Annotated in this window: 8 protein-coding genes; 4 read left to right on the forward strand and 4 right to left on the reverse strand. The window is 42.6% G+C overall.

Annotated elements, in window-relative coordinates; all coding sequences use genetic code 11:
- Nucleotides 1-49: 49 nt before the first annotated feature.
- From PAT01_RS04685 to PAT01_RS04700, 4 genes are all read right to left on the reverse strand, one after another.
- Nucleotides 50-1,324, reverse strand: a complete 1,275-nt coding sequence (locus PAT01_RS04685) for a purine-cytosine permease family protein (protein ID WP_154944976.1) — start codon at nt 1,322-1,324, stop codon at nt 50-52.
- Nucleotides 1,325-1,560: 236 nt separating this feature from the next.
- A complete protein-coding gene (locus PAT01_RS04690; RefSeq protein ID WP_154944978.1) occupies nt 1,561-2,760 on the reverse strand; it encodes an AGE family epimerase/isomerase in 1,200 nt (399 codons plus the stop codon).
- Nucleotides 2,757-3,734 (reverse strand): carbohydrate kinase family protein, encoded by a 978-nt coding sequence (locus tag PAT01_RS04695; RefSeq protein ID WP_154944980.1) that lies wholly within the window; start codon nt 3,732-3,734, stop codon nt 2,757-2,759. The genes PAT01_RS04690 and PAT01_RS04695 overlap by 4 nt, the downstream gene beginning before the upstream one ends.
- A gap of 16 nt (nt 3,735-3,750) precedes the next feature.
- Nucleotides 3,751-5,052, reverse strand: coding sequence for an MGH1-like glycoside hydrolase domain-containing protein (locus PAT01_RS04700; protein WP_154944982.1), 1,302 nt, complete (start codon nt 5,050-5,052; stop codon nt 3,751-3,753).
- Between the two features lie 196 nt (nt 5,053-5,248).
- On the opposite strand from PAT01_RS04700, the gene PAT01_RS04705 reads away from it, so the two are divergent.
- The 4 genes from PAT01_RS04705 (at nt 5,249) to PAT01_RS04720 (ending at nt 11,939) form a co-directional block, all read left to right on the forward strand.
- Entirely contained in the window at nt 5,249-7,690 is a 2,442-nt protein-coding gene (locus PAT01_RS04705) for a TonB-dependent receptor (protein ID WP_154944984.1), read from the forward strand.
- A 185-nt stretch (nt 7,691-7,875) separates the two neighbouring features.
- Nucleotides 7,876-9,456 carry a sodium:solute symporter family protein gene (locus tag PAT01_RS04710; protein WP_154944986.1) on the forward strand — a complete coding sequence of 527 codons (1,581 nt, stop codon included), beginning with the start codon at nt 7,876-7,878 and terminating at the stop codon, nt 9,454-9,456.
- Between the two features lie 10 nt (nt 9,457-9,466).
- A complete protein-coding gene (locus PAT01_RS04715) occupies nt 9,467-10,708 on the forward strand; it encodes a glycerate kinase type-2 family protein (protein WP_154944988.1) in 1,242 nt (413 codons plus the stop codon).
- Between the two features lie 73 nt (nt 10,709-10,781).
- The gene (locus PAT01_RS04720; protein WP_024031368.1) at nt 10,782-11,939 is read left to right on the forward strand and encodes an ROK family transcriptional regulator; all 1,158 of its coding nucleotides are present in this window, start codon (nt 10,782-10,784) and stop codon (nt 11,937-11,939) included.
- Nucleotides 11,940-11,973: the final 34 nt, after the last annotated feature.

Below are 11,973 nucleotides of genomic sequence, written 5' to 3' on the forward strand. Positions count from 1 at the left end.
AATTTAGATTAATAAAAAGGCGCTTTATGCGCCTTTTTATTGTTTAAAGTTATTGCTGAATAACCGGTTTGGGCGCAATGGCTTTTGCAAACAGGGTATAAATGACGGCCGTTAATATAATGGCGTCAATCACGGTAATACCGCTCATTGATACGTTAAATAAAGCGCCATTACACACCGCATATGCCGCGCCTACAAACCATGCGCTAAACGCGGGGAGAGAAAAGTTAGCGTTATTTGCCAAAGCCGCTGCGTTATAAGCATGGGGTTTAATAAAAAGTGCATTAACAATAATTACGCCTGCCACCGGTACAAAAATATCAGACAAAAACGCTAAAAAGCTTATAAACATATCTAAAATATTTATAAAGGCTGCGCCAATTCCCACCAAACCTAATAACATAATAACCCACTTTTTATGCCAATGCGGGAAGGTAGCCTCTACGCTAAGTGCGGTACTGTACAGGTTTAACGAATTTAAAATCCAGCTGCCAGCTATCACAATAAAAAACGCCGAAAACCCCAAATTAAGCGCAAGCATTAAGCTTAATATTTCGGTTTCTTGCATGGCGGCTGCGGCAAACACAGCCACAAAAATAACCAAAAGCTCAATAACCATATACGCAATAAATGAGGTATACACGCCGCCACGTTTTTGCTTAGAAAAACGGGTTATGTCGGGCAATATTATTGCGCCAATAATAACGCCGCCAACAATGGCAGCGACACCATCTTCAAGAGAAAGCGCTGCTGATTTTTCTAAATTAATAAAATCAACCAGTGGCATATTATCGAGTGCGCCAAAAAGCATCATAGCGGTGACCGCAGCCAAAATAGGGATCATGATAGAGGCCAGCACATTAATGGCTTTAAACCCATACAATGTGGTTATGAGCATGGCGCAACCTGCGACTATATCGATGGGCCATTCGGGCATAATAATATTAAATTCTGCACTGAGTAAGCGCACTACGGCATTAGAAAACAAATCAATATTTACGCCAAACCAGCCAATTAACGATAAAGCAAAGGCAATATTAACAATGCCCGCGCCAGCATTACCAAACGCTATTTTTACCAATAAATAAGAGCTTAAGCGGCTTTTTACACCTATGGTGCCCATGGCCCCACCAATAAGGGTTAATATAAGTGAGCCAATAATTAACGCCCACAGTGTATTACTCACACTTGAGCTTTGATGTATTTCTAGGCCGGTGATAAAAGTGGGCAGCGAAAAGCTGAGCATAGCGGCTATGGCTGCAATGCGCGGCCAGGCAACAAGTTCGTTGCTATTAATAGTGTGGGGGTCGTTCCCGTTTGGCATTGCCTGTTTCTCTTTTTTATTATCTTTTATATTACTATACGCCGCTGGCGTGCAAAATTTTTTATTATTAGGTGTATATTCAAAATATGAGGTTTAAAAAGTAGGGGGCGCACAAAATTATATTTTGTGGTGATTATTTTTAGGGTGTTAAAGGCGTAACTATTTAGGCAAAAAAAACCGCCAAAAAGGCGGTTTAAAGGTCTACACAACATAATTAAATGTTTTACCTTATTGGGTTATTTTAATAACGCCAACACGTCAAAGCAGGCACCCATAGTATGGTAATCCGTTTTACCAATTGGGCTTTTCATGGTATCTATTTTTTTGTTATCTACGGTTAAAATTCTAAACCACGCACCGTATTGATGATCAACTAAGTGCTGCCACGAGTACTGCCAAATTTTGTCATACCACTGCTGGTATTTTTCATCCCCTGTGGTTTCATAAAGGTAGGCTGCACAGCACAGTGTTTCGGCTTGCACCCAAAAGTACTTGTCGTCATCGCATATGCTTTTATCTGGCGCAAAGCCGTAACAAATACCGCCGTGTTGTTTATCCCACGCAACGTCTATTGAATTATCAAATAACGCTTGAGCGCGCTCTACAAGCCAAGTTTGTGGCTTATGCTTATTTAAAAACATTAGTAGTTTTGACCACTCAGTTTGGTGACCTGGCTGAAAACCCCACGGGCGAAACAAATTTTTAGGATCGTCTTTGTTATACTCTAAATCAACCTGCCAATTTATATCGTAGTGCTCCCAAATAAGCCCACCCATTAAATTAGCTTGGCGATTAACCATGTTATCGGCCAGTGTGAGCGCACGATTTAAAAATAGCTCATCTTGAGTTGCTTCATAAGCGGCAATAAGAGCTTCGCACGTATGCATATTGGCGTTTTGCCCGCGATACGGATCGCACTTAGTAAAGTCACTGTTGTGCTGATCTTTATATAAACCCGCTTTTGCATCCCAAAAATGCGTTTCCATTGTTTGAAATGTATCGTTTAGGTATTCGCGCGCCTCTGTAACACCTACGCGGTATGCCCAGCTGTAGGCTAAAATCATGAACGCAAAGCCATAGCAGTGGTTGGTATCATCAAGTACAGTGGCGTTACCTTGCTCAACACTCAATAACCAATTGTAACCGCCTGTTTGCTCAACAAAGTGGTGCTTACGAATAAACTCAATACCCGATTTAACACGGTCCAGGTACTTTTCGTCATTAAAGGTTTGGTACGCACGTGCATAGTTAAATACAAACCGAGTAGAGCTTACTAAGTGGCGAGTTTGCTTATCAAATACCTCACCATTATCCGAAAAATTTTGGTAAAAACCGCCGTGTTCGTCGTCTATGTTTGGCTCGTAAAACGCCAGCGTATCGGCAATATGTTGTGTTAAAAATTCGCGGCTTTTAAAGTTATCAGGTGTGTGGCTCATAGTGCGCTCCTAAAATCGTTAAGCGATTTTTCGTTAGGAAGAGACGTAAATGCCCCTTTGTAAGATGCTGCATGAGCACCACATAACGAAGCAAATTCAAAAATAGTTGTTAGTGTTTCGGGGTTATTGCAAAGCTTACTAAAAGAGCTAGGTGTGAGGTTTTGTAAGCCTAGTTGATACAGCAATCCACCTACAAACGCATCTCCTGCGGCGGTAGCATCAACCATAGTAACTTTTTTAGGGTGAAGCGTTTGCTTGGCACTTTTGGTATACCAGTGCATGGGGTTGCCTGCATCGGTAACCACAAATAACTCACAGCCATTATTGAGAGTGTCGGCTATAAATTCTTCACCCGTTTGCTCACCCGCTAAGTATTCAAGCTCTTCTTTAGAGGCTTTAATAATAGAGCAGTGTTTTAACAGGGGTAAAATGTGTTCACGCGGGTTAGCATTACTAGGCCATAAGTTGAGGCGTAAGTTAATATCAAAACTGACAATTGAGTTATTTTGCTTGGCAAATTCAACCCCATACGCGGTGGTTTTACGTATGCGCTCGTCGGTTAAGGTGTTTGAGCAAATATGAAAAATATCGCATTGCTCAAACCATTCACTGCTAAAGTCACTATTAGTAAAGTGAAGATCGGCGGTGTTATCACGGTAAAACTCAAACGTACGGTCGCCGTCCTTATCAAGTGATACAAACGCAAGGGCGGTTTTTGCTTGGTCGGTAAAGCGCATAAAGTCGGTTTTTACGCCTTGCTCTTTTAAGGCGTTATGTAAAAAATCACCAAAGCTGTCGGTGCTTAGCATGCCAGCAAAGTAGGCGTTACCACCTAGCTTTGCAATAGCTACGCTTACGTTTGCAGGCGCACCGCCTGCAAACTTAGTAAACGCTTCGTGCTCGCTGTTGTTTAGGCTTAATTTATCAGAGAGTAAATCAACCAATACTTCACCAAAACATATTGTGTGTTTCATAATGCTGCCTTAGTTATTAATCAAGTAGCCAATGCAGCGCAATAGCGGCTGTCCATGAGAAATCTTTACCACCACAGCCTGCGCCTGTTTCTGGGTTAAAATATTCGTAGTAACCCGATTTAAGCACTAAATCGCGCGTGTCGTCCTGAATTTTATCTGCCGTGGTCACAAACCCTGCTTCTTTAAGGCCTATGGCTATCATCCAGTTAATGTGTAACCAAATAGGGCCGCGCCAGTAACGCTGTGGCTCGTATTTTTCTTCTTTAGGGTGGGTAGATGCCACACTAAATTGACTCGACTCAATAAAATCTTCTGTTGCGGTATTAATAATACGCGTTTGCTCGTCAGTTGTTAAACCAGCATAAACGGTTAGTAGTGCCGCCGATGTTTTAACTTTAGCTAGGCTGTTGGTTAACACGTTTTTACAGTAAAAGTATTTGCTTTGCTCACACCATAACGTGTTAATTGCTGTTTGAGTAAGTTCTAGACGCTGTGCTAAATAATCGGTACGTGCATCGTTTAAACCGAGTTGTTCACCCATTTTGAGTAAATCTTTTGTCGCACGGTGCAAAATAGCAATAATACCTAGGTCGTTCATTTTGTACGGGCAGGTTTCGTAAATTACTTTGCTATCAAAATTGTTACGTTTAAAAAAGTCTACTAGGTATAAGAAACGGTCGTACTCGCTTTTATGCGGGCGCTGCGACGAATCAACATGGCTGGTGTCGCGGCGGGTGTATTCCCAATCAACACCAGGTACAGCTTCAAGGGCATCATCCCACGATGGGCTGTTATCCATACCCGATTCCCACGGGTGATAAGTGACCACTAAGCCTGTGTTTTCAGGATCTCGGTCGTTGTACCACCATAAATGGTAATCAACAACTTGAGAAAATAATGCTTTAACTTTTTGCTCTGCAAGGGTTTTATCTTGTGCGCTGGCAAGCATTTCTTTCATTACTGTTGCCACAACGGGTGGCTGCGAAATAGACGTACTTTTAATTTTTTTATCAGAGCCCCACACATCTGGACCAGGGAAGTAGGTAGTTGAATCTTTATGAAATAAGATATGTGGCACCATGCCATCATCCCACTGGCCTGAAAATAACACATCAATTTCTTGCCACGCACGGCTCTCGTCAGACTTCATCCACCCTAGGGCTGTAATCGCTGAATCCCAGTTCCACTGAAACGGGTAAAGGCCATGCGTAGGGACGGTATAGCCACCTAAATCGTTTGCTATAAGTGTTTTAGTAGCAAGTTCTGTAAGCGATGCCGCTGTGGCTGCATCAAGTTTACCGTTGAGTGTAGTAGTCATATTGGGTGCTCTTTGTGTGTTATTTTCAATTTGGATAATATTAAAGCACTCATTATGGGTTGTAAATGTTTTTTTTCTGTGCTTAAATCCTGTTCGAAGTAACAAAAAACTAACATGTATACTTGATTATTTCGCACTTACTTAGCCACACTCTGAGTAATTACACACAGACAACTAGCACAATTGGAGAATACCCGTGAATAAAACTACGATCGCCTCTATTGTATCTTTATGCCTCACACAAGGCGCGTTTGCCGCAGAAGAGACTGCGCCAGATACAGCAAAAAAAGAAAATAACGTTGAACGTATTATCGTCTCTGGTACCAGCAAAGGACGCGTTATTTCAGATACCCCACAGTCAGTAACCTCTATTAGCGAAGATGAATTAATAAAGCTTTCATCAAGCAGCCAAGCAGATGTATTACGTTATATCCCAGGTATTAAAGTAGAAGGGGGCGGTGGTGAGGTTGGAACAAACCTACAAGTAAGAGGCTTACCTTCATCGGGTCAGTTTCAGTTTACGCCACTGTCGTACGACGGTTCACCTAGTTTGAGTGTTTTTGGCTTAAACTCATCGGCGTTTGATGTGTACTACCGAAACGACTTAGGTATTGAGCGTGTAGAATTTGTGCGTGGCGGTGTGTCTAACTTATTTGGCCAAGGCTCTGTAGCGGGTATTATTAACTATATTTCTAAAACGGGCAGCGATGATCCGCAAAGTACTGTGCAAATGGAGCTTTCTGATCAGGGCCGTACCCGTTTAGATTTTGCCACAAGCGGGCCGCTTAACGAAGATGGACTTTATTATGCGCTGTCGGGCTTTTACCGTTACGATGAAGGCCCGTTAGATACAGGGCTTGAGACTAAAGGCACTCAGCTGCGCGGTAATATTCGTAAAGAATTTGATGACGGCTCTGGCTCATTTACTGTGTATGGCCAATACATTGATGACCAAGCACAATTTTACCTGCCTATTCCGCTTGATGGCGACAGCCGCGAACGCTTAACTGGTAACGATGGACGCGAAGTGGAGTCATTACAAACTGCTAATGTGTCTAACCTCTCTTACGATACCGCCAATGGTCGTTATGAATCGCCAATTAGTGATGGTGTGGTAACTAAAGGTGGCTCTATTTCAGTGGTGTTTGAAAAAGAGCTCGCTAACGATTTTGCTATTAACATGCGCAGTAAATACGCAAAGTACCAACACGAATTTAATCTATTTTTAGATGGCGACGGTATTATTAATGTACCTGAGAGCCAGGAAGAGTTTTTAGCTAACCGTGGTTTAGGTGATGTAAGCGATGCAGCGTTTACTTACACTGCATCGGGGCAGGCACTGGCAAGCGATGACTTATTATTTGCTAATCGTATTTTAGATAGAGACCGCCCAGCAGAGGATTTCTCGGCCGAATTTAATATTGTTAAAAGTATTTTTGTTGGCGATTTTAGCCACGATATTACCGTTGGTACGTTTTTCTCTCACAGTGAAGCCGATGACGATAACGTTATTACGACCTACTTGGGGGAATTTAACAATAACCCAGAACTGGTTGATTTAACGTACACCAATGCCGATGGTGATGTTGTTCAGTACACACAAAATGGTATTAGTGGCCCAGGTATTTCTTACACCAACCAAACAATTAGCGCTACCCGTCGTGCGCTTTATGTAGCGGACCAAATGGAAAGCGATGACTGGATTATCGACTTTGGTGTTCGTTATGAAGAAATTGACGGCAAAATTAGCCGTGAAGGCAGCCAAGTTGTACAAATTTCTGATGATCCATCACTTGCGCCTAATTTACAGGTAAACACCACAGGCAGTGGTGTAATGACCTACGGCGAAGTAGACACCTCTGAATTTGCAGTATCGGGTGCAGCCTTATACCGCTTAACCGATAACTTAAACGTATACGCGAATGCATCTCGCGGGTTTTTCTTCCCAGAAATTAGAGGGATTCAGTTTAATGATTTAGGTGAGCCTGCCAGCTACGAAGCCGAAATTGTTGAACAAGGCGAGCTTGGTATTAAGTTTTTTGATAACGACTTTAGCGGTAGTATCGCGTTATTTAGAACCGACTTAAAAGACAGACGCAGCGTAGACTTTGTTAACGATGGCAACGGTGGGGTATTAGAGCTGCCTGTTATGCAATCAACCAAAGCAACGGGTGTGGAGCTTACGGGTCGCTACGATATTACCGACGAGTGGGCGATTGATGCCAACATGACCTACACTGACCACGAATTTACTGAGTTTGACTCAGACCCTTCTATTATTGGTAACGAGTTACGTCGTAAACCAAAAGTATTATTTAACTCTTCTATAAGCTACACCGCAGATAATTGGGATGCTGCTTTGTATCATAACTTTACAGGTAAAAACTTTGCTAACGATGCAAACTCTGTAGAGCTTGATTCATTCCACTTGTTTAGATTTGATGCGGGTTATAACTGGCAAATCGCCCCAGAGCAAACCGTACGTTTAAGCGTAGGGGTATTTAATTTGTTTGACTCTGATGGTGTTACCGAAGGCTCGCCGCGTTTAGGCAACAGTCAAACGTCAGACAATCCTTACTTTGTAGGCCGTCCAATTCTCCCACGACGCGTTACATTTAGAGTCAAATACGACTTTTAAATAAATGCTTTACGCCTATTGACCTGTTTTGGGGTTAATAGGCTTTTTGCATTGTGATGCATTTTTCAGCTAAGTTAGCGATAGGCTTGTTTTTAGGGACTGTTTTAGAAGTAAGCATATAGCTGTTTAGTTTTTTATTTTTGAGAAGGCGCTGTGTTTTCTTAATGTGAATACGCGAAATAATTATGAATATATTAGATTTTTCAATAGTTGCTCTTTACCTTGGTGCCTTATTGGTAATGGGGTTTATGCTACGCGAACAAACCAATAAAAGTGATTACTTTTTAGGAGGCAAAAGCTTAGGGTGGAAACCTTTAGCTTTGTCGGTAATGGCCACTCAGCTTTCGGCTATTAGCTTTATTTCGGCTCCTGCATTTGTTGGTTTGCGTGAAGGCGGTGGTATGCAATGGCTCTCGTATGAGTTAGGTGTGCCGCTGGCGATGATTTTAATTTTAGCGACTATTTTACCTAAGCTTTATAAAAGCGGTATTGTAAGTATTTATGATTACTTAGAAATGCGTTTTGGTCGTTCTACCCGTGTGCTTATTAGTGTGGTGTTTCAGTTTAGCCGCGCATTTGCCACCGGCATTATGATTTATGCGGTATCGCTTATTCTCCAAGGCACCATGGGCATAGAAGCATGGCAAGCCATTGTGCTTACCGGCGTGATCACGGTGTTATATTCACTGCAAGGCGGTATGAAAGCCGTGGTGTATGGTGATGCAATTCAAATGATCATCATTGTACTGGGAACTATTGCTTGTATTGGCTTTGGACTTTATCACTTAGGTGGGGTTGATACCTTTATTGCTAATGTTGATTCGAGCCGATTAGAAGCCATAAAATTTGATTCGTTTGGATTTAGTGGCGATGGTTTTGGCTTTTTACCTATGATTTTTGGTGGTGTGGTGCTTTACGCCTCTTACTATGGGTGTGACCAAACACAAGCGCAACGTGCCCTTAGTGCAAAAGATCCTAAAAACTTACGCTACATGATTTTAGCCAATGGCGTAGTACGTTTTCCTATTACTATTTTATATTGTGTGTCGGGCTTAATTGTAGGCACACTGGCTATGAGCAACCCTGAGTTTTTAGCCAAAATTCCAGCCGATAGCCCAGATTGGATGATGCCAATCTTTATTTTAGATTACTTACCACATGGCTTAATTGGTTTATTAGTGGTGGCTATTTTATCTGCGGCTATGTCATCACTTAGCTCAGCTATTAACTCGCTTTCGGCGGTAAGTATTGAAGACTACAGCCGTATTTCAAATAAAGAGCTAGACCAACCAACCTACTTAAAATTGGCTAAATACTTAGGGCTTATTTGGGGTGCAATTACGTTAATTTTATCGCTTTATGCTGGTGATATCGCACCTACTATTATTGAAGCCATTAACAAAGTAGGCTCGTTATTTTATGGCCCAATACTAGCGGTATTTTTAATAGCCGTAGTTAGTAAGCGCAGTGCTGCGCTGCATGCAAACATAGGCTTAATTAGTGGTGTGTTAATTAACTTGTTGGTGTCGGTATTTGCGCCAGACGTATTTTGGTTTTGGTGGAACTTTATTGGCTTTGTGGCCACTGCGGTGATTACCCTTACGACAAGCATTGCGATTCCACGCGAAGTAAACGAGGTTGCTAAAGCGCAAAACGCTGAGACTATCTCAAACTCAATTTTAACCGGTAAAGATATCGTTATGCTGCTTAGCATGTTTGTTGTGATGGTATTAATTTGCCTTGCTATTCCATCAATTTTTTCGTGAGCGTTAACCCATGGATTCTAAAAAGTCATTTTTAATCGATTTATTTACCACGGCGGTAAATGCCTGTAAACCCAGTGCGTGTATGAGCAAGTACTTGGAAAATATAGATGCCAGTAATGGCTTATGCGTGGTGGGCGCCGGTAAGGCCGCCGCCGAAATGGCCGCAGAGGTTAACCGTTTTTATGGTGATAAATGCTTTGGTGCGGTAGTGACACGTTACGGCTACGAAAGTGCCGGCGACACTGGGCGCATTAAAGTGCTTAGTGCTAATCACCCAACGCCAGATGTTAACAGCTTAGCAGCAGGTAAAGAGTTATTGGCGCTTGTAAAAAATAACCCGGCCGATATTCCTATTTTGTTTATTATATCAGGCGGCGGCTCGTCGCTTATGTGTTTGCCGGTAGATGATGTACCGTTTGAGCAAAAGCAGGCGCTTAATCAGTTTTTACTTAAAAGTGGTGCAAGCGTTGATGAAATTAACGTTGTGCGCAAACAGCTCTCGCTCATTAAAGGCGGTAAGTTAGCACAAGCGGCTAAGTCGGATTATGTCACGCTGATTATTTCGGATGTAGTAGGGGATAAGCCAAGTGATATTGCATCAGGCCCCACAATTAGCGATAACAGCACTAAAGCCGATGCGCTGGCTATTTTACAAAAGTACAACTGGCCGGTTATTAACGAAATTGAAGCGCATTTATTAAAGCCTGAGCAACCACGCGCGGCTGATACTCAAGGCAAACACTTTATTGTAGCTAATGCCCAGCACGCGATTGACAGTGCTATTGATATAGCGCAGCACCAAGGCTGGGATACGCAAGTACTGGGGTACGACATTCAAGGTGAGGCAAAAGAGGTTGCCCGCGCACATGCTAAAATAGCCCTTGAGCAAAAAGCGCAAGGTAAGTGCGTTATGTTGTTCTCTGGCGGTGAGCTTACAGTAACGGTAGCCGATATTTATGGCGATGGTGGCCCTAATCAAGAGTACTTAATGGCATTGGCAGAGGCGCTTAACGCCGAGGCGGGCATTTATGCCATAGCCTGTGATACCGATGGTGTAGATGGCAGTAAAGACGTTGCCGGTGCGTATATAAATAGCAGCACGATTGCGCGCGCACTTGATGCTGGCGAAAACTTACACGCTCAGTTAGAAGGCCATAATAGCCATCAGTTTTTTAAAGCCATTGATGATTTAATTATTACTGGGCCAACCAATACTAACGTTAACGATTTTAGAGTGATAGTGATTGAGTAGGCGCGCTCGCCTACTTGTTCTTTAAAGTGGTTTAACGTAACCTTGTGCTCCAATTTTATTAGGGTTAATAGCTATGTTTTCGCTAAATAACAGTAACTTATTACGCTCAGGATTTGAGCTTGGAAAAGGCGATAAACTTTTTCAAGACATTGAGCGTGATATTATTAAGGTGGTGTTTTGGGAGCAGTGCGTAACACAAAGCCATATTGTGAGCGCCACCCGAATTCCGCAGCAAACTGTCTCGCGTTTACTTAAATCGTTAACTCAGCATGGCGTAATAATGCAAACCGATACGCTTATCCCTAATAAAAAGGGTAAGCCTGGGTTTGGTATTGCGCTTAACCCCGAATATGGCTTTACCTTTGGTTTAGCTATTTTGCTTGATGCTATTTCTGTAGCAGTCATGGATTTTACCGGCAAAGTTATTTACACCCATATGCAGCTTATGTCAGACATGAGTATTAATAACGTACTTAAAAGTGCGCAAAAGCTGGTGGACGATATAAGTGCAGAGCATAACATTGCGAGCGAAAAAGTACTGGGAATGGGCGTGGGTATATCGGGCTTTTTTAGCTCTATGGACGGGAAAATGAATACCCACCATATGCTAGAGGAGTGGTCGCAGGTTGATATTATCGATATTGTCTCTAAGCATTTTCAACTCCCTACGTGGGTGGTGAATGACGCTACAGGCGCCGCCGCTGGCGAAGGGGTTGCAGGTATAGGCCGCGAGTATAAAAACTTTGTGTATATGTTTGTCTCGGCCGCATTTGGTGGCGGAATCGTAAATAACGGCGATGTACTGCGTGGTACTTACGGTAATGCTGGCGAGCTTGGCGATATGTTACCGCCAAAGTTATACGCTCATCCCAATTTAGAGTTACTAAAGCGTATTTTGAAAAAAAATGGTGTAGCGGTTGATTCAATTTACGACCTGCACGATAATTTTGACCCAGAATGGCCAGGCGTAGAAGAGTGGCTATTTAAAGTTCAAGACTCGTTTGATTTAGTAGCAACCTGTTGCTCGGCGCTATTAGATGCAGAAGCGATTATTATTGGCGGCCATATACCTAAAGAGCTGGCTGAAAAAGTAATAGCGCGTACTGAGGTTTACGCACAATTTAGACGCGGTGCTAAACGCCCAATGCCCAAGCTGGTGGTCTCAAACATTAATAACTTTCCGGTCTCCATTGGTGCAGCCACTTTGCCATTTAGAGAGCTGTGTTTGTAGCTTAATAATAGAAACTTTAAAACAAAAAGCCGAT

It is taken from the genome of Pseudoalteromonas atlantica (assembly GCA_007988745.1).
Lineage (GTDB): Bacteria > Pseudomonadota > Gammaproteobacteria > Enterobacterales > Alteromonadaceae > Pseudoalteromonas > Pseudoalteromonas atlantica.

Coding starts and splice junctions, on each gene's coding strand:
- PAT01_RS04720 (WP_024031368.1), top strand. CDS start 10,782: ATGTTTTCGCTAAATAACAGTAACTTATTACGCTCAGGATTTGAGCTT.
- PAT01_RS04690 (WP_154944978.1), bottom strand. CDS start 2,760: ATGAGCCACACACCTGATAACTTTAAAAGCCGCGAATTTTTAACACAA.
- PAT01_RS04700 (WP_154944982.1), bottom strand. CDS start 5,052: ATGACTACTACACTCAACGGTAAACTTGATGCAGCCACAGCGGCATCG.
- PAT01_RS04695 (WP_154944980.1), bottom strand. CDS start 3,734: ATGAAACACACAATATGTTTTGGTGAAGTATTGGTTGATTTACTCTCT.
- PAT01_RS04710 (WP_154944986.1), top strand. CDS start 7,876: ATGAATATATTAGATTTTTCAATAGTTGCTCTTTACCTTGGTGCCTTA.
- PAT01_RS04685 (WP_154944976.1), bottom strand. CDS start 1,324: ATGCCAAACGGGAACGACCCCCACACTATTAATAGCAACGAACTTGTT.
- PAT01_RS04715 (WP_154944988.1), top strand. CDS start 9,467: ATGGATTCTAAAAAGTCATTTTTAATCGATTTATTTACCACGGCGGTA.